Source organism: Cycloclasticus sp. PY97N (assembly GCF_002443175.1).
GTDB classification, from domain to species: domain Bacteria; phylum Pseudomonadota; class Gammaproteobacteria; order Methylococcales; family Cycloclasticaceae; genus Cycloclasticus; species Cycloclasticus pugetii.
The window spans coordinates 393,768-410,607 of sequence record NZ_CP023664.1; the positions used below are offsets into that span (position 1 = coordinate 393,768).

General features: G+C 43.6%; 20 protein-coding genes and 1 riboswitch. Of the genes, 16 read left to right on the forward strand and 4 right to left on the reverse strand.

Annotation, left to right across the window (positions count from 1 at the left end; translation table 11 throughout):
- Nucleotide 1 precedes the first annotated feature (1 nt).
- From CPC19_RS01980 to CPC19_RS01995, 4 genes are all read right to left on the reverse strand, one after another.
- The gene (locus CPC19_RS01980; RefSeq protein WP_020162745.1) at nt 2–907 is read right to left on the reverse strand and encodes a phospholipase A; all 906 of its coding nucleotides are present in this window, start codon (nt 905–907) and stop codon (nt 2–4) included.
- 136 nt (nt 908–1,043) lie between these two features.
- Nucleotides 1,044–1,958 (reverse strand): MBL fold metallo-hydrolase, encoded by a 915-nt coding sequence (locus tag CPC19_RS01985; RefSeq protein ID WP_016390808.1) that lies wholly within the window; start codon nt 1,956–1,958, stop codon nt 1,044–1,046.
- A 24-nt stretch (nt 1,959–1,982) separates the two neighbouring features.
- Nucleotides 1,983–2,597 carry a hypothetical protein gene (locus tag CPC19_RS01990; RefSeq protein WP_016390809.1) on the reverse strand — a complete coding sequence of 205 codons (615 nt, stop codon included), beginning with the start codon at nt 2,595–2,597 and terminating at the stop codon, nt 1,983–1,985.
- Nucleotides 2,597–3,154, reverse strand: coding sequence for a DUF4202 domain-containing protein (locus CPC19_RS01995; RefSeq protein WP_016390810.1), 558 nt, complete (start codon nt 3,152–3,154; stop codon nt 2,597–2,599). The genes CPC19_RS01990 and CPC19_RS01995 overlap by 1 nt, the downstream gene beginning before the upstream one ends.
- A gap of 114 nt (nt 3,155–3,268) precedes the next feature.
- Here CPC19_RS01995 and CPC19_RS02000 point away from each other — a divergent pair, with 114 nt between their 5' ends.
- The 16 genes from CPC19_RS02000 to CPC19_RS02075 all read left to right on the forward strand — a co-directional run bounded on the left by CPC19_RS02000 (nt 3,269) and on the right by CPC19_RS02075 (nt 16,737).
- Nucleotides 3,269–3,991 (forward strand): isoprenylcysteine carboxylmethyltransferase family protein, encoded by a 723-nt coding sequence (locus tag CPC19_RS02000; RefSeq protein WP_016390811.1) that lies wholly within the window; start codon nt 3,269–3,271, stop codon nt 3,989–3,991.
- 72 nt (nt 3,992–4,063) lie between these two features.
- A riboswitch (S-adenosyl-L-homocysteine riboswitch) is annotated at nt 4,064–4,140 on the forward strand.
- 127 nt (nt 4,141–4,267) lie between these two features.
- Complete coding sequence (gene metK / locus CPC19_RS02005) at nt 4,268–5,431, forward strand: methionine adenosyltransferase (RefSeq protein WP_016390812.1); 1,164 nt, start codon at nt 4,268–4,270, stop codon at nt 5,429–5,431.
- A gap of 40 nt (nt 5,432–5,471) precedes the next feature.
- Entirely contained in the window at nt 5,472–6,875 is a 1,404-nt protein-coding gene (gene ahcY, locus CPC19_RS02010; protein ID WP_016390813.1) for an adenosylhomocysteinase, read from the forward strand.
- Between the two features lie 2 nt (nt 6,876–6,877).
- Nucleotides 6,878–7,726 (forward strand): methylenetetrahydrofolate reductase [NAD(P)H], encoded by an 849-nt coding sequence (metF, locus tag CPC19_RS02015; protein ID WP_016390814.1) that lies wholly within the window; start codon nt 6,878–6,880, stop codon nt 7,724–7,726.
- On the forward strand, nt 7,723–8,019 hold the full coding sequence (locus tag CPC19_RS02020; RefSeq protein WP_015006959.1) for a YcgL domain-containing protein: 297 nt from the start codon (nt 7,723–7,725) through the stop codon (nt 8,017–8,019). The genes metF and CPC19_RS02020 overlap by 4 nt, the downstream gene beginning before the upstream one ends.
- A 2-nt stretch (nt 8,020–8,021) precedes the next feature.
- Nucleotides 8,022–8,753: a 16S rRNA (uracil(1498)-N(3))-methyltransferase gene (locus tag CPC19_RS02025; protein WP_016390815.1), complete on the forward strand. Its 732-nt coding sequence runs from the start codon at nt 8,022–8,024 to the stop codon at nt 8,751–8,753.
- A 502-nt stretch (nt 8,754–9,255) separates the two neighbouring features.
- The gene (locus CPC19_RS02030) at nt 9,256–9,828 is read left to right on the forward strand and encodes a hypothetical protein (RefSeq protein ID WP_016390816.1); all 573 of its coding nucleotides are present in this window, start codon (nt 9,256–9,258) and stop codon (nt 9,826–9,828) included.
- Between the two features lie 43 nt (nt 9,829–9,871).
- Complete coding sequence (gshB, locus tag CPC19_RS02035; RefSeq protein WP_016390817.1) at nt 9,872–10,813, forward strand: glutathione synthase; 942 nt, start codon at nt 9,872–9,874, stop codon at nt 10,811–10,813.
- A 2-nt stretch (nt 10,814–10,815) separates the two neighbouring features.
- Complete coding sequence (locus tag CPC19_RS02040; protein ID WP_016390818.1) at nt 10,816–11,667, forward strand: energy transducer TonB; 852 nt, start codon at nt 10,816–10,818, stop codon at nt 11,665–11,667.
- A 25-nt stretch (nt 11,668–11,692) separates the two neighbouring features.
- Nucleotides 11,693–12,256, forward strand: a complete 564-nt coding sequence (locus CPC19_RS02045; RefSeq protein ID WP_015006954.1) for a YqgE/AlgH family protein — start codon at nt 11,693–11,695, stop codon at nt 12,254–12,256.
- Nucleotides 12,256–12,681, forward strand: coding sequence for a Holliday junction resolvase RuvX (gene ruvX / locus CPC19_RS02050; protein ID WP_015006953.1), 426 nt, complete (start codon nt 12,256–12,258; stop codon nt 12,679–12,681). The genes CPC19_RS02045 and ruvX overlap by 1 nt, the downstream gene beginning before the upstream one ends.
- A gap of 2 nt (nt 12,682–12,683) precedes the next feature.
- The gene (gene pyrR / locus CPC19_RS02055) at nt 12,684–13,196 is read left to right on the forward strand and encodes a bifunctional pyr operon transcriptional regulator/uracil phosphoribosyltransferase PyrR (protein WP_015006952.1); all 513 of its coding nucleotides are present in this window, start codon (nt 12,684–12,686) and stop codon (nt 13,194–13,196) included.
- Between the two features lie 5 nt (nt 13,197–13,201).
- On the forward strand, nt 13,202–14,215 hold the full coding sequence (locus tag CPC19_RS02060) for an aspartate carbamoyltransferase catalytic subunit (RefSeq protein WP_015006951.1): 1,014 nt from the start codon (nt 13,202–13,204) through the stop codon (nt 14,213–14,215).
- Nucleotides 14,212–15,483 (forward strand): dihydroorotase, encoded by a 1,272-nt coding sequence (locus tag CPC19_RS02065; protein WP_016390819.1) that lies wholly within the window; start codon nt 14,212–14,214, stop codon nt 15,481–15,483. The genes CPC19_RS02060 and CPC19_RS02065 overlap by 4 nt, the downstream gene beginning before the upstream one ends.
- Complete coding sequence (locus CPC19_RS02070; RefSeq protein WP_016390820.1) at nt 15,483–16,358, forward strand: dihydroorotate dehydrogenase electron transfer subunit; 876 nt, start codon at nt 15,483–15,485, stop codon at nt 16,356–16,358. The genes CPC19_RS02065 and CPC19_RS02070 overlap by 1 nt, the downstream gene beginning before the upstream one ends.
- The gene (locus CPC19_RS02075) at nt 16,333–16,737 is read left to right on the forward strand and encodes a VanZ family protein (protein WP_236610541.1); all 405 of its coding nucleotides are present in this window, start codon (nt 16,333–16,335) and stop codon (nt 16,735–16,737) included. The genes CPC19_RS02070 and CPC19_RS02075 overlap by 26 nt, the downstream gene beginning before the upstream one ends.
- The last annotated feature ends 103 nt before the right edge of the window (nt 16,738–16,840 follow it).

A 16,840-nucleotide genomic window follows, 5' to 3' on the forward strand; every position in this document is an offset into this window, starting at 1 on the left:
TTTATAACCAATCATTCAGTTGGATTCCAAAGCCTAGGCTATTGGTGTGGTTGTTATAGTCGAGAAGGCTCTCGCCGTAACCATTGAACCATTGCACATAGCCGCGAACATTATTATGTATCGGGAAGCTCCAGCCTAGTTCGATAGCACCTTTATTGCTGCTTGTTTTGAGGTTATTTCTGAATAGAAGTGAAAAGCTATGTTGTTGTTTTTTATACACGCCCCTTAATTCAAAGTGACCTAAAAAGTCGTCAATATCATGGTTGTCATCTTGTGATTCACTTTCAGGAATACGGTACCAGGGTTTAAATGACAGGTAGATGTCGCCCTTTTCTAGGATAAAGTCTGTATAGAGGCGGTTCCAGCTTCTTGATAATAAGCCTGATTGGCCATTCGATTGATGGGTGAACCCCGTCAAAATGGCAGAGTTGCGGAACCCTAAAATTGTATAGTCGGTGTCGAACGAAAGCCATGTTTCAGCTTCATGATTGGTGTCACGAAAGGGGGAAGAGTGAGTTTTATTGAATTGCTGCCAGAAAGACCGGTTGGTGTATGCGGCATATAAATCCCCTTGCCCAAAGATAAGGTTTCGAGCGATGGGCAGTTTCATGCTGATTTGAAACTTTGTTTCTAGGTGCTGAAGATCTGGGTTAACGTCTGGGTAAGCGGCTTCAAATGGTGTTGTGCTAGGATCGCTGGTGTTATAGCTGGCAATAATGTAATTAGGTTTATGTGGCAGCAAAGAAAAAGCATTCCAACTGGCAGTTTTTTCTTGCAGTTGGCGACGCTTTAATGCAGAAAAATGCTCCTCCTCTGAAGCCATTGTGTCTTGGCATTGCTGTTTCAGTTCGCCCACGGTCATAGTGTTTTCTGCCGTATTGAGTAAATTGGACAAGCAAGTTGTCATCGGATTGTCTTCGGCAGCAAATAGCGGAGTACAGAATAAAGTCAGTACGGTAAGAAGTTTTTTCATAGTCATGATTTGGGTAATAAAAAAGCAGCTGAAAAAAGGTCAGCCGCTTTTTTTGTATTGTGAGGGTGGTTTATTGCTGTTTGGGTAGGCTATTAAAGATTATTTTAATCCAGTTCTCTTCATTGATAAAACCACCACCCCAAGCGGCCCATTTGCTAGGTAATCCGGCCAGTTGGATTTGATCAAGTGTTTTACCTGAAGCGGCTTGCTGCTTAACGAACTGTGTTGTATCGGTTAGCATTGCGTAATAGTTTTTTAGCCCTTTCACATCCGATAGTTCGCCATGGCCTGGGATAACAAGCGCATCTTCAGGTAATGACTCAATTATTTCGCCGATATTGTGTGTCAAGGTAAAGGCATTGCCTCCGGTGTCTAAGTCTACAAAAGGGAAAAAACCATTAAAAAAATGATCACCTAAGTGAGCAACATTGCTTTTTGGAAAATAGACGACAGCATCACTATCAGTGTGACCATGTGCATGGTGGATAAATTGAATTTCCTCATTATTAAAATGAATGTTAATGGCTTGTTCAAAGGTGATGATGGGCCACGCTTCTTTTGGTGAGGCCGGTGACTTCCCAAAGAAGTTTTCTTGGTCAGTCATTAAACGTTTCCTGGTATTCGTATGCGAAATAATGGTCGCATCTTTTGAAAAATAAGCGTTATTACCAGAATGGTCACCATGCCAGTGAGTATTAAGAATAAAGCGCAGCCGACCTTTGCTGATATCGTTTAGTGCGGCATCAATTTTTTTGGACATTGGCCCCAGTTGGTCATCGACCAATAAAAGGCCATCTGGGCCAGCCGATACGCCAATATTGCCGCCGGCAAAGCCACCTTCGCCCTCAAGCATATAAATGTTGCCACGCACGTGCGTTGTTTTAAGCGTGATGTTTGAAATCCCTTCGTCTGCAGGTCCGGCATAAGATTGGCTGGAAAGGAATAAAGAAAAAAATAATAAAAAAATCTTGTTGCTTACGTTCATTTATTGTCTCCGAGATTTTTTGTTTTATGAGTCATCATTCGGTGTTGGATGCCACCCAGAATACCATAAGTCAATAGGGATTATTTCAGGCTTGATACCATTTTTATGGAACCACGAATCAACAGCAAACCGTTTGCCAGAGTCTAGCTGCTCGATGACCGCAGACGTATGCGGCCAACCGTTTAGGAAGAAACCGCGGTTAATACGATAGCCTTCTTTATGAAAGCGCATTAGCCCGCGCTCACGAAAGAGTCTTAGGTATAAAGTTGTGTTTGTGGCCTCATCAACGCAGTCCATTTGATGGCTACGGTCTTGAAAAAAAGCGGCAAACGTACCCGGCAAGTCGTCTTGGGTGTGTGTTATCCCACCAATAAAAGTTTCCATTTGAGCAATGGCCAGTGAGAGTTGCTGGCGTTCTATTTTGGCTGATGCTGCTTTAGGTGAAAAAAGTTGCTCAATGGTGAACCATTGAGCGTCGTCGAGCGTTACAGTCTGAACTGTTTTGCAACCATAGCCATAACACACCTCAAAGGCGTCAGCGGGTACCGTCACCAGTTCTTTTTTTGGCAAGGCGCAACCGGCCAGTAGGGTTAAAAAGCCAAGCCCGATAATAAAAGAGGTAAGCGCAGGTTTGTGCATTAAGCCAATGCCTTAGCGACTAATTTTTCTAAATGAGGCGGTAAGGTTAAGGCTAACGCCGCTTGGTGGCCCTTATCCGACATTTTTCCCCAAGTTTTTTGCACAATGTCAATGATTTTTTCTTCATTATGTTTGTTGGCAAAGGCATCGAAATAATGGTTTAAAAAAACCAAGCAAGACACGTCTTCCAATGTTTGTGCCTCAGGGTCAGATTTAAGCCTCTTTTTTTGAATAATACTGTTTGCTCGTTCAATGTCGGCGTCGTCATAGCCACTTTCTTGCATCGCGTCGACTAAAATTTTTGCATGTAATTTCGCCAGCTCTGTGCGCCACGTTAAATAGCCCGTTAAACCGGCAGGGTAATCTTTTCGAGCTAGTTTCCAACGACACACATGCTGGGCATAGCAAGCTAAGGTGAGAGCGTCAGATGCGTTTGGTTCAAAAGCCTGAAGGGTTTTTAGCATGCGTTGTGAATATAGCGCTTCTGTGCCGTTTGTTGGGTCGCTAGCATTTGCGAGGTCAATGCGTTGCAGTGTTTGTTGTAATTTAGTTGTCATAGTGTGTTGAGTTGCTGTTTGATGGGGTTAGCGTAGGTGCCGATCGTAGGCGTGTATTCTTACTTCTCATAAAGGTAATATAGCAAGAAAATTCAATTTAAATGGGAGAAGCTGATGAGATCTTGGGTGATGCTATATGGGGTGGCTAGTTATGCTCTATTTTGTGCGGTCTTTGTCTATTTTATAGGATTTGTTGGTGGCTTAGGTGTCTCGAAGAGTCTCGCAACACAGTCGACAGAATACTCCCCTTATGCCTTAGTGGTGAATATTGGCTTACTACTCATATGGGGAGTGCAACACAGTGTTATGGCGCGTGGCTGGTTTAAAGACATGATATCGTCAATGGTGCCGCATCAAGTAGAGAGAAGCACCTATGTATTGGCTTCAAGCCTTGTGTTGGCGATGCTTATGATTTGTTGGCAGCCAATGAATGGCATTGTTTGGCAAATAACAAACAAAGCTGCCATAACACTAGTGTGGTCGGTGTTTGCTTTGGGTTGGGTGGTGGCTCTTCTTTCAACATTTTTAACCAACCATTTTGATCTATTTGGCTTGCGTCAAACGTGGTTGTTTTTTGTTAATAAAACATACACTCAGGTTAAATTTAAAGAGCGTTTATTTTATCAATGGGTTCGTCACCCAATGATGTTAGGTTTGTTAGTAGTATTTTGGTCCTTACCAACGATGACTATTGGGAATATCGTGTTCTCAATTGGCATGTCAGCCTACATTTTTATTGGGATTTACTATGAAGAAAAAGATCTGGCTAGAACCTTGGGTCGGTCTTACACAGATTACCAGCAAAGAACGGCGAGAATTCTGCCAACAATATATTAGCAAAGGTGGTTTAAGGGCATTGCTAAGCTAAGCCCTTGAAATTTTTAATATATGATCTAAAATAGCTCCACCTTGAATAAGGAACGCTGCGACAGGATCTTCCTGCTAGGCTTATTCAAACAGTCAAATTTTAACTGCGTTCATTATTAACAGGAAACTGAAATAATGAGCATGGTGTCTAGATAAAACGGTGAGTTTTTATCATCTGCCTAACTGGCAACATCCATATAGCCCAACTTTTAGTGCCTATTTTTAAACCGAAGAGGCGAGTTTACTATGAGCAAGAATTTTATTTTTACATCTGAGTCGGTATCTGAAGGACACCCAGACAAAGTAGCTGACCAAGTGTCAGATGCGATGTTAGATGCCTTATTAGAACAAGATGCCTCATCGAGAGTCGCCGTTGAAACAATGGTTAAGACCGGAATGGTGATTTTAGCCGGTGAAGTAACGACAAATGCATGGGTCGATACCGAAGAGCTAGTACGTCAAGTGGTTAACGATATTGGTTACGACAAACCAGAGATAGGCTTTGATTGGCAAAGTTGTGCGGTGCTAAATGCTATTGGCAAGCAATCTCACGATATTGCTATTGGTGTAGATGAAAGCGAAGAGCATGAGCAAGGCGCTGGCGATCAAGGGCTGATGTTTGGTTATGCCTGTGATGAAACTGATGTTTTAATGCCGGCACCGGTCACCTATTCTCACCGATTGGTACAGCGCCAAGCAGAGGTGCGTAAGAATGGCGTATTACCGTGGCTGCGCCCTGATGCGAAAAGCCAGCTGACCCTGCGTTATGAAAACAATAAACCAGTGGGTGTTGAAGCGATCGTGTTATCTACACAGCATGCACCCGAGATCAGTTTGGCCAATTTACGCGAAGCGGTGATTGAAGAAATTATTAAACCGGTATTGCCAGATGCGTGGTTTGCCAGTTGTTTGTCTGAAAATATTCATATTAACCCGACAGGCCAATTCATTATTGGTGGCCCTGTGGGGGACTGTGGTTTAACAGGCCGTAAAATTATTGTGGACACCTATGGTGGCATGGCACGCCATGGCGGCGGCGCATTTTCTGGAAAAGATCCTAGTAAAGTAGACCGATCTGCTGCTTATATGTGTCGATATGTTGCTAAAAACATTGTTGCAGCGGGTTTGGCGAAACGTTGTGAAATACAAGTTTCGTATGCGATTGGGGTCGCCAAGCCAACATCCATTGCGGTTGAAACATTTGGTACTGGGCTTATCGACAACGACAAAATAGCTGTACTGATCGGCGAACATTTTGATTTGCGCCCGAAAGGCTTAATTGCAGAATTGGACTTATTGCGTCCGATTTATCGTCCAACCGCAGCCTATGGACACTTTGGCCGTGAATTACCCGAATTTACTTGGGAGCGCACAGATAAAGCCGAGCTATTAAGAGATGCGGCTAAATAGTCAGGCGCACCGACACACAACAATTTAGAGAGATAAAAAAATGAGTTTTACAGATTATAAAGTAGCTGATATGTCATTGGCTGAATGGGGTCATAAAGAAATAGCCATTGCTGAAAGCGAAATGCCGGGTTTAATGGCCTTACAAGAAGAGTTTGGTGAGAGTAAGCCATTAGCAGGTGCGCGCGTTGCAGGCAGTCTACACATGACCATACAAACGGCGGTACTGATCAAAACCTTAGTGGCTTTAGGGGCTGAGGTTCGCTGGTGCTCTTGCAATATTTTTTCTACACAAGATCACGCAGCAGCGGCGATTGCCGATCTTAATATTCCAGTGTTTGCTTGGAAAGGCGAAACGATTGAAGAATATTGGTGGTGCACAGAACAGATGATGACTTGGCCGGAAGGGCAAGAAGCGAATATGATTCTTGATGACGGTGGTGATGCGACCTTGCTACTGCATAAAGGTGTTGAGTTTGAAAAAGCAGGCGCTGTACCGGATGCAAAAGAGGGCGATAATGAAGAGTGGGTCGCCATTCTTGATGTCTTACGTCGCAATTTGCCGGTAGCACCGACTAGATGGCAAAACATGGCCAGCAGTATCAAAGGTGTGACAGAAGAAACGACCACGGGCGTACATCGTTTATACCAAATGCAAGAATCAGGTGAGTTGCTTTTTCCAGCAATGAACGTGAATGATTCTGTGACGAAAAGTAAATTTGATAACCTGTATGGTTGTCGTGAATCATTATTAGATGGGATTAAACGTGCAACAGACGTCATGATAGCTGGCAAAATTGCGGTTGTTATTGGTTATGGTGATGTTGGTAAGGGCTGTGCGCAAGCCTTCAAAGGCATGGGTGCAAGTGTGTGGGTGACCGAGGTTGACCCTATTTGTGCATTACAAGCAGCGATGGAAGGTTATCGCGTCGTACGAATGGACGATGTGGCCGACCAAGGTGATATCTTTGTGACAACAACGGGTAACTTGGGTGTTATTAATCACGACCATATGCTGGCGATGAAAAATGAAGCGATTGTTTGTAATATTGGTCACTTTGATTCTGAAATAGATATTGCGTCGCTTGAAAAATACGAGTGGGAAGAAGTAAAGCCACAAGTGGATCACGTCATTTTCCCCGATGGCAAGAGAATTACGTTGTTAGCAAAAGGCCGTTTGGTTAATCTTGGCTGTGCAACAGGGCACCCAAGTTTTGTGATGTCGGCATCATTTACCAACCAAGTCATGGCGCAAATTGAGTTTTTCTCAAATGGAGATAACTACAAAAATGAAGTCTATGTGTTACCTAAAACCTTAGATGAAAAAGTAGCGCGTTTGCACCTAGAGAAAATTGGCGTAAATTTAACCGAGCTTACGCAAGAGCAAGCTGACTATATTAATGTCCCTGTTGAAGGACCGTATAAACCACATCACTACCGTTACTAACTATGAGTTTAGAGTCATATCAAAAAATTAGCTTTGAATTCTTCCCACCAAAAACCGAAGAAGGGCGAGTTAAGCTGTTAAACGTCAGTAAAGAGTTGGGCCAACTTGACCCAGCATATTTTTCTGTCACCTTTGGCGCAGGAGGTAGTACTCAACAAGGTACCATTGATACCGTGCTGGATATTAAAAAGCAAGGTTTCTCAGCGGCACCACATTTGTCTTGTGTGGGGTCTACAAAAGCAAGCATCCGTAAAATTTTATCAAATTATAAGGATAACGGCGTAGACCGCATTGTTGCCTTACGTGGGGACATCCCATCAGGCACCTTGGATATTGGTGAATTTCGCTATGCCAATGAGCTAGTGGCTTTTATTCGTGAAGAAACAGGTGACCACTTCCATATTGAAGTGGCCGCTTATCCCGAAGTTCATCCGCAAGCTGCGAATGCTCAAACAGACTTAGCTAACTTTAAACAAAAAGTAGAAGCAGGCGCAGATAGTGCCATTACACAATACTTTTTTAATTTTGAGGCGTATGTCCGGTTTGTTGAAGATTGCGACAAAATGGCTATAAATGTACCGATTGTACCGGGAATTATGCCAATAACAAACTATTCACAGTTGGCGAGATTTTCTGATATGTGCGGTGCTGAAATCCCCCGTTGGATACGTAAACGCCTAGAAGGCTTTGCCGATGACCGCGAATCGATTAAAGCATTTGGGACAGATGTGGTCAGTGAGTTAAGTCAAACATTGCTTGACTATGGTTGTCCGGGACTGCATTTTTACAGCATGAATCAGGCAGAAGCGAGTTTGGCTATTTGCCGCAATTTAGGGATCAGCGCGAAATGAGTCGTGTAAAAGAAATATCCTGTGCCATTTACAAAACGGCTAAGCGTGATGGTTTATATTTATATGTCAAAGAGCAGGATGATTTTTCAGATGTTCCTGTTGAAGTGATGCAGCAATTTCCAGTGCCTGAGCATGTGTTTGATTTAGAATTATCTGCGGAGCGTTCATTAGCACGAGAAGATGTATTAGTCGTGATGAAGAACCTTGAAACGCAGGGTTTTCACTTGCAAATGCCGCCTAAAAATGAAGACCCGATCGATACCATAACATTACCGGATAGTTTGCACGGCTAGCGATGCGTATTTCACGCCTTTTTGTTGAGCAAGATTTAGTCGAAGGAGCCGCTGTAACACTCGAAGCAGATGCGGCGCATTATTTACGCAATGTATTGCGTTTAAAGAAAGGTTACCAACTAACCGTTTTCAATGGCCAAGGCGGTGAATATGTCGCCACGGTTCAAGAGGTCCATCGTAAAGCGGTGGTGCTAGAACTGGGTGCTTGGCGAAATGTAGAATTAGAGTCGCCGCTTCAGATTGAATTGGGCCTGAGTGTTTCCCGTGGTGAACGGATGGATGTGGCAATTCAAAAAGCGACAGAACTGGGCGTGGCGGTTATTACCCCCGTTATTACGCAACACTGTGTTGTTAAACTCACCGAAGAACGTCGTTTGCAGCGCCATCAACATTGGCAAAACATTGTCTATCGGGCTTGTGAGCAGTGTGGTCGAAATAAGCCACCGATCTTAAATGTAACGATGGACTTAGCGCAGTGGCTAAATACAGAGTTGGCGGCAAGCCGTATTATATTTGAGCCGGGTAAGGCAGATACGTTAAGAGATTATCCAAAACCAAATGATGCGGTAGCCGTGCTGATTGGGCCAGAAGGCGGTTTTTCAGAACAAGAAGTGTTGGATGCGCAAGAGGTAAATTTTTCGGCCTTGGGTTTTGGGCCAAGGGTTGTCCGTAACGAAACAGCAGCGATTGCTTCCATTGCAGCGATGCAAGTTCTCTGGGGAGATATGGGGTAGGTTTGCATTTTTGCTGCCGCTAGGGTGTTCATTTCTTTTTGCGACAAAAAGAAACAGAACCAAAGAAAAGGTCGCCCAAATCGCAGTAATGAATTATTTTCGGGTTCGCGCTAAACTCGCTATGCTCAGACAACGCGCTCTCTTATCCGAAAAGAAATAATTCCTAGCGCGATAAAAGGGTACCAAAGTCAAAAGTGAGTGATTTTGATTTTAAACCCTCTTGCTCTCACTGAAAAACTAATCAATAAAATAGAGTTTTCTATTGTGGCTGTTTGAGCCCGTTCTTTAGGCGAGTTCCACAGTAGCTATTTTATTGCTTATTTTTGAAGGCACCCTTCAGGGTGAGAGCAGTGGGTGGCATTTTTCTGGTTACTCTTTTGTTGCTACTGACAAAAGAGTCACTCGCCTTTCAAGGCGAAACAGATGAAGAAATCTGGTTGTGTTTAAATGACAACGATAATTTACTATGTTTTGAGGTTGTTATTTGAATTGTAAGAATGATATGGGGAATGCTATTTTTAAATTGATGCTTAGGCAAAACCTTGGTTGTATAGCAAGGTTTCATGACTATATCGATGATGCTTTAAGAGCAACTTTAATAGATGAAGACGCGGACTCATCTGGTGTAGATAAAGCTTATTTGAGGATTAACCTAGAAAAACACTTCCCTGAAAAGCTTCGTGAAACATCTTTTCTGTTAATGTTTGGTCATCTAGAAGAAATGTTGTATTTATTATGGAGAGATAAAAACCCTCGTTCGGTTCAACAAGACGGAGGTTATGGGATAAAAAAATTCAAATCTTATATTAAAGATATATTGGGGGAGCTGGGAGATAATTCTGCGTATTCAATAATAATCAATGCTCAAGAAGTTAGAAATGCTTTGTTACATATAGCTGGTAGAGTGCCTTTATCTAAACACAAAGATGCTTTGAAGCGAGTAGCTATTAGCCATCCTGACAGCTATAAAATTGAAAATGACCGTATTAGAATTGAATTGAGCGGACTACTTGAGTTTCGAAATGCAATTAGTAACTTAACAGAAGAAATTCATAACAAATCTATATGTACATGACACGTTATAATATTAGAGAAAACACTTACAAGCGGAGAGACCCATGCGTTTAGGCGTTGTAATGGACCCTATCGGGTCAATCAATATCAAAAAAGACACCACATTTGCTATGTTGCTTGAAGCGCAAAGCAGGGGCTGGGAGTTGTTTTATATGGAACAACAAGACCTGTACCTGATAAATGGTACTGCGAAGGCGACCTATAAACCATTAACTGTTCAGCGCGATGAAAAAAGTTGGTTTACATTAGGTGAGCCTATTGATGATGTTATGAGTCAAATGGATGCTATTTTAATGCGTGTTGACCCGCCTTTTAACATGAACTTTGTCTATACGACGTATGTTTTAGAACAAGCCGAATCCGATGGTGTATTGGTGGTGAATAAACCGCAGTCTTTGCGTGATGCCAATGAAAAGTTATTTACGGCATGGTTTCCAGACTGTTGCTCGCCTACCTTGGTGACTTCGCAAACTCAACGGATTAAAGACTTTTTGCTTGAGCATGAAGATATTATTGTTAAACCTTTAGATGGGATGGGCGGCGCGTCCATTTATCGACTTAAAAAAGCGGACCATAACCTTGGCGTTGTGCTGGAAACGATGACTAATCATGGAAAAGAATTGACAATGGTTCAGCGCTATCTACCTGAAATTAAGCAGGGCGATAAACGTATTTTAATTGTTAATGGTCAACCCGTACCGTACGCCTTGGCCCGTATTCCTGCCGAAGGTGAAACGCGAGGGAACTTGGCCGCTGGTGGGACAGGTGAGGGCCGAACATTAACCGATAGAGACCGTTGGTTATGTGAGCAAATTGGCCCTACGTTGGTTAAAAAGGGGCTGTTTTTTGTTGGCTTAGATGTGATTGGTGACTATGTGACGGAAATAAATGTGACAAGCCCAACGTGTGTACAAGAGTTGGACAATCAATTTGGTTTAAACATAAGTGCTTTACTGATGGATTGCATTGAGGAGCAACTAGCATAGAGGTGGCTGCTCCAGCTGCCATATCATCAGCGGATAAGCTGGGTTTAACGTTATTTATGGCGGGCATTATTCATGCCTTGGTTATTTTGGGTATTAGTTTTGATGTTGATATCTCGCGTTCCGTTAGTCAAGCACTAGAGGTTGTGTTGGTGGTATCGCCGGATAAAGAGCGGCCTGAAAAAGCTGATTTTTTAGCCCAAGAAGATCAAGTTGGTAGTGGCGAAGCGGAAGAAAAGGCAGTTAATCAACAGCAAGCAGCGTTGCAGCCGAAAAAGCAGTCAGCACAATCTGAGCATACGAAAGAGCAGCAATCGCTGGCTCAGGCTCAAAAGGCGCTCTTGCAAACTGAAGCGGATGTGGCAATTGAGGCTAGCAATAAAAAAGTGCCAAAGCAAAGCAAGGCATTAACGACGGCTGATTTATTGCGTCAAAGTGAGGAAATTGCAAAACTTCAGGCAGAAATTAATGAAGCGGTTACCAGTTATTCACGACGACCTCGAAAATTACACATCAACTCAATTAATGCGCATAAATACAAAGCGGCCAGTTACGAAGCGGCTTGGCAACGCAAAATTGAGCGAGTGGGCAATTTGAATTATCCAGGGGAAGTGAGGCGTAAGCGTTTGTCGGGCACATTAGTAATGAGCGTTGAATTATATGCCGATGGTAATTTAAAGAAAATCATAATTAATCGCCGTTCTGGTCATAAAATTATTGATGATGCAGCAGTCAATATTGTTAAACTATCGGCACCATTTGCCCCGCTCCCTATTGATCTGCAAAAAGATATTGATATTTTGGTCATCACGAGGACCTGGCAATTTTTAAATGAAGGCTCTTTGCTAACACGCTAAAGACCACAACGATGAAATTTTATTTATGAATAAAAAAAACTATCTCACTAATAATTTCCTAATTGCAATGCCAGGAATGGAAGGTGATGACTTTTCTAAATCGGTCACCTACCTATGTCAGCATGATGAAGAAGGGGCGCTGGGTATCGTGATTAATAAACCACACACGATGACCATGAAAGCCATTTTTGATCAATTATCAATTACTGCAGTTAACCCAGCAGTAGCGGCAACGCCTTTATTTATGGGTGGTCCTGTTCAACCTGAGCGAGGGTTTGTGTTGCATACGCCGGTAGGCAACTGGGATTCTACGTTAACGGTGAATGATGAGTTTGCGCTGACCAGCTCAAAAGATATTTTAGAAGCAATTGCCGAAGGTAAAGGGCCCGAGAAATGGATGGTTGCGCTGGGTTATGCGGGCTGGGCTGCAGGGCAATTGGAGCAGGAAATTCAGCGGAATTCTTGGTTACATGGCCAAGCTGAACCACATATTATTTTTGATGAGCCTCTCCCGCAACGCTGGGAATTGGCGGCGCATAGAATAGGTGTTGATATTAGTTTGATGAGTTCTGATGTGGGTCATTGCTAATGGCGGTATGCCTAGGTTTTGATTATGGTGTAAAAAAAATAGGTGTTGCTGTGGGTGATACACAGACACACATTGCCAATGCCTTAACAACGGTTAAAGCAGTGAGACAAAAGACCGGCTGGGACGAGTTAACAAAAATTATTGAGACCTGGCAGCCAACAAAAATGATAGTTGGTATTTCTCGCCAAGAAGATGGTAGTGATAATACAGTTACGCCAAAAATGGAGCGGTTTTCTAGACAGTTAGAAGGGCGGTATCAATGCCCCGTTGAATTATTTGATGAGGCGCTGACAACATTTGAAGCAAAACAAATATTGTTTGATGAGGTTCAGGTGAGTGCCGATAAGTTATGGGAAGTTCAAGACCAAGTCGCTGCGCAGTTGATTTTACAAAGCTGGTTAAACACACAACAACACAAGCAATAAGTATGGATACAGAGTTAAAAGCTATTGATATTGATGCCATCATAAACACAATGGCAGATGAGTTGGCACAAATGATGGAGCGCAAGCAAATAGTTGAGCCACTGATGATAGGGGTGCATACCGGCGGGTTATGGGTGGCAGAAAAGTTACATCAGAAACTAGGGTTGAATAAACCGCTTGGTGAAATTGATATTTCATTCTACCGGGATGACTTTTCACGCATAGGCTTAAATCCACAGGTTAAGCCAAGTAATATCCCTGCTAAGGTTGAAAACGAGCACATTATCTTGGTGGATGATGTTCTCTATACAGGCCGAACGATCCGTGCAGCATTAAATGAAATTTTTGATTACGGTCGCCCTGATAGTGTTACGTTGGCGGTTTTAGTAGACCGTGGAGCGAGAGAATTGCCGCTTCATGCAGATATAGTCGGTGTGAAACTGGATTTGTTACCTGAAAAACAGGTAAAATTGATCGGCCCGGCGCCTTTAGCGCTAGAAACTAACCGGAATTGACTGATATGAGCTCTAGCAAGCAACCTGCTAGTACGTCCTTCAAAGCACCCGATAGTTCCCGTTTACAACTTGATGAACAGGGACAACTCCGCCACTTTCTAACCACCGAGGGTCTTTCTAAAGAAACCCTGATAGAGATTATGGATGTCGCCGAGTCATTCTCGAGCGTAGGTCATCAGGCGGTAAAAAAAGTCCCCGTACTGCGTGGAAAAACGATTGTTAATTTGTTTTTTGAAAACAGCACGCGAACACGTACGACGTTTGATTTAGCTGCAAAACGCTTATCTGCGGATGTGATTAATTTAAATATAGCAACGTCTGCAACCTCTAAAGGCGAAAGTATTCTCGACACGATTCGTAATTTAGAAGCGATGCAGGCCGATATGTTTGTGGTGAGGCACTCCGATAGTGGCGCGGCACATTTTATCGCGCGACATGTAGAGCCACATGTCAGCGTTATTAATGCTGGCGATGGAAGCCACGCACATCCCACTCAGGCGATGCTCGACATGTTTACTATTCGTCGAGTAAAGAAGGAGTTTAAGCATTTGAAAGTCGCCATTATTGGCGATATCTTGCATTCGCGAGTTGCTCGCTCGCAAATTCATGCGCTTAATACGCTAGAGGTTAAAGAGGTGCGAGTTATTGCTCCGAAGACGTTGTTACCGAGTGATGTTAATTCATTAGGTGTGCACGTGTATGGCGATTTACGTACAGGACTTGATGATGTAGATGTGGTGATCATGCTGCGTTTGCAACGTGAACGAATGGGCGCTGCACTCTTACCCAGTGAGCACGAGTATTTTGAGTGTTTTGGTCTGACGGAAGAAAAGTTGGCGTATGCCAAGCCGGATGTCACCGTGATGCACCCAGGGCCGATTAATCGTGGCGTGGAAATGGAAGCTGCCGTTGCTGATGGTGCCAATTCGGTTATTTTGCAGCAAGTGACGAATGGCATTGCTATCCGCATGGCGGTGATGACACTTACGCTGGGTCAAAATAAGGTAGTTAAGGGATGAATATACACATCAAAAATGGCCGAGTCGTTGACCCTGCTAATGCCTGTGATGCCGTTAAGGATGTCTATATTGCCAACGGTCAAATTCAATCGGTGGGTGAGAAGCCAGCGGGCTTTGTTGCACAACAGAGTATAGATGCCAGCAATAAATGGGTGTTACCGGGCTTTGTAGATTTAAATGCCAGTCTAAGAGAGCCGGGTTATGAACATAAGGCAACAATACAGAGCGAAACAAAAGCTGCTGTATCGGCCGGCTATACCTCAATTTGTTGTTTGCCAGATACCCAGCCAGTATTAGACACCCCTTCTGTTGTGCAACTGATTTTGGACAAAGCGGCCTTGGCTGGTTCGGCAAAAGTACTGCCATTAGGCGCTTTAACAGTTGGGCTACAAGGTAAGGCGCTGAGTGAAATGTATGCCTTGAAAAAAGCAGGTTGTGTTGCCGTAAGCCAAGCACCCAATAATACGATTGATAACCAAATATTAAGGCGTGCTTTACAGTATGCCAGTACCCATGACCTGCTGGTGATACTCAAACCAGAAGATATATCGATTAAAGATGATGGTTGTATTCATGATGGCTCGGTGAGTTCTAAATTGGGTTTATCGGGCATCCCTGTTTCAGCAGAAACAGTAGCTATCGCACAGATGATTGAATTAGCCGAAGAAACGGGTGCGAGAATTCATTTAACGGGCGTGTCTTCAGCAAGGGCTGTGACGATGATTGCAAGAGCGCAGGCTACTAATGATGCCATTTCGGCAGATGTACATGCATACCAATTAAGCTTAACTGAATTTGATGTGGGTACGTTTGACGCAAACTATCATACTTCACCACCACTGCGTTCAGTAGAAGACAGAGATGCGTTAGTGGCGGGTGTTGCAAAAGGAATATTGAGTGTTAGCTCAGGTCATCGACCGCATGAGGCAGAAGCTAAACAAGCCCCCTTCCCATCAACTGAGCCGGGCATTTCAAGTTTAGAAACGGTGTTACCATTAATGCTGACACTGGTAGATGAGGGAATATTGGATTTATCTCAAATGGTGAGTCGTTTAACGGATGGGCCATCAGTGACACTGGGGCTGGCAACAGGGCGTCTGTCGGAAGGCGCTCCAGCAGACCTTTGTATTGTTGACCCTGATAAAACTTGGCTAGTTGATGAGGAACATTGGTTTAGCCAAGGAATAAACACGCCTTACCTTGGGCATCAAATGAAAGGCAAAGTAACGCATACACTGGTTAATGGCCACTTAGTTTTCGAGGAATAATGCAAGAAAATACACGAAACACCATCTTTTTAGAAGATGCTGAAATTTTGGCGCAACAGGCGTTTGAACAAGAGCAATACGTTATACGCGTGAAGGCGCCTAAGTGTGCAGCATCAGCACAGCCAGGACAGTTTGCACACATTCAATGTGATCCCCAACGTTTAATGCGTCGCCCATTATCGATTATGCGTGCTTGCGCTTCAGAAGGTTGGGTTGAGTTTTTATATAAGGCGGTGGGTGCTGGGACAGAATTGCTCGCAAAACGCGCAGTGGGTGAGACAATTAACGTGATGGGGCCAATTGGTCGACCATTTGAGTTAAACACCAACAAACCTAGGGCCTTGCTGTTGGGTGGTGGCGTCGGTATTCCTCCCATGATTTGTTTATCAGAGTATATAAAAGACAATCAAACTGAGATAACACCGGTTGTTTTTATGGGCTCAGAAGTTCCTTTTCCGTTTCAAAGAAAGGCATCGGCATTGGCGCTTGATGGTATTGAAGCAAGCGTTAGTGATGGTTTACCATTATTAGAAGAGTGGGGGATTCCCAGCCGTTTAGCCAGTTTGCAAAATTATGATGGTGTTTATCAAGGTTATATTACCGACCTAGCACGCGATTGGCTGAATGCCCTTAGTGAAGCACAGCGGCAACAGGTAGAGATATATTCCTGTGGCCCCACGCCGATGTTAAAAGCGGTGGCTGCATTGGCCAAAGAATTTAATATTTCATGCCAAGTGTCGCTTGAAGAATATATGGCATGCGCCGTTGGTGGTTGTGCCGGTTGTGTTGTTAAGGTGAAGACAAAAGAGGGTGAGGCGATGAAACGAGTCTGTGTCGATGGCCCCGTGTTTGAAGCCAGTACGGTATTCGCCTAACGTGAAAGGCGTTTGCTTGGCTTTGTTGGTGGGCTATTGTGGGCTTATTTTTTACTTATCCCATCAGTCAGCGTTACCAACGCCAGTGCTATTTGCACATCAAGATAAGGTTATTCATGCAATTGCCTATGCTGTTTTAGGTTTCTTTGCGTTAGCTTATTTCACCCAAGTAATCAAAAACGAACAACGAGCGCTCATTGTGGCCTTTATTTTTTCAGCGCTCTATGCGGCCAGTGATGAATGGCATCAGTCATTTATATCAGGGCGTGAGTCGGATTTGTATGATTTGTTTGCTGATATCTTAGGGGCCGGTTTGTCCTTGCTAATCGTTACTCGGTGGTGCTTTTTTAAGGTGAAACCAAGCGGGCGAAATCCCTAAGGGTAATAGCTTGGCTAAAGTAGATAAGGCTTGGAAAATACTAAAACCCACTGAAAGATAATAAAAAGAACCGTGTATAAAGGCGACGCGTGTCTTAAACGTT

What these genes read in the sequence shown, in the direction of transcription:
- CPC19_RS01980 (WP_020162745.1), bottom strand. Translation starts at nt 907, where the DNA reads ATGACAACTTGCTTGTCCAATTTACTCAATACGGCAGAAAACACTATG.
- CPC19_RS01985 (WP_016390808.1), bottom strand. Translation starts at nt 1,958, where the DNA reads ATGAACGTAAGCAACAAGATTTTTTTATTATTTTTTTCTTTATTCCTT.
- CPC19_RS01990 (WP_016390809.1), bottom strand. Translation starts at nt 2,597, where the DNA reads ATGCACAAACCTGCGCTTACCTCTTTTATTATCGGGCTTGGCTTTTTA.
- CPC19_RS01995 (WP_016390810.1), bottom strand. Translation starts at nt 3,154, where the DNA reads ATGACAACTAAATTACAACAAACACTGCAACGCATTGACCTCGCAAAT.
- CPC19_RS02000 (WP_016390811.1), top strand. Translation starts at nt 3,269, where the DNA reads ATGAGATCTTGGGTGATGCTATATGGGGTGGCTAGTTATGCTCTATTT.
- metK (WP_016390812.1), top strand. Translation starts at nt 4,268, where the DNA reads ATGAGCAAGAATTTTATTTTTACATCTGAGTCGGTATCTGAAGGACAC.
- ahcY (WP_016390813.1), top strand. Translation starts at nt 5,472, where the DNA reads ATGAGTTTTACAGATTATAAAGTAGCTGATATGTCATTGGCTGAATGG.
- metF (WP_016390814.1), top strand. Translation starts at nt 6,878, where the DNA reads ATGAGTTTAGAGTCATATCAAAAAATTAGCTTTGAATTCTTCCCACCA.
- CPC19_RS02020 (WP_015006959.1), top strand. Translation starts at nt 7,723, where the DNA reads ATGAGTCGTGTAAAAGAAATATCCTGTGCCATTTACAAAACGGCTAAG.
- CPC19_RS02025 (WP_016390815.1), top strand. Translation starts at nt 8,022, where the DNA reads ATGCGTATTTCACGCCTTTTTGTTGAGCAAGATTTAGTCGAAGGAGCC.
- CPC19_RS02030 (WP_016390816.1), top strand. Translation starts at nt 9,256, where the DNA reads ATGGGGAATGCTATTTTTAAATTGATGCTTAGGCAAAACCTTGGTTGT.
- gshB (WP_016390817.1), top strand. Translation starts at nt 9,872, where the DNA reads ATGCGTTTAGGCGTTGTAATGGACCCTATCGGGTCAATCAATATCAAA.
- CPC19_RS02045 (WP_015006954.1), top strand. Translation starts at nt 11,693, where the DNA reads ATGAATAAAAAAAACTATCTCACTAATAATTTCCTAATTGCAATGCCA.
- ruvX (WP_015006953.1), top strand. Translation starts at nt 12,256, where the DNA reads ATGGCGGTATGCCTAGGTTTTGATTATGGTGTAAAAAAAATAGGTGTT.
- pyrR (WP_015006952.1), top strand. Translation starts at nt 12,684, where the DNA reads ATGGATACAGAGTTAAAAGCTATTGATATTGATGCCATCATAAACACA.
- CPC19_RS02060 (WP_015006951.1), top strand. Translation starts at nt 13,202, where the DNA reads ATGAGCTCTAGCAAGCAACCTGCTAGTACGTCCTTCAAAGCACCCGAT.
- CPC19_RS02065 (WP_016390819.1), top strand. Translation starts at nt 14,212, where the DNA reads ATGAATATACACATCAAAAATGGCCGAGTCGTTGACCCTGCTAATGCC.
- CPC19_RS02070 (WP_016390820.1), top strand. Translation starts at nt 15,483, where the DNA reads ATGCAAGAAAATACACGAAACACCATCTTTTTAGAAGATGCTGAAATT.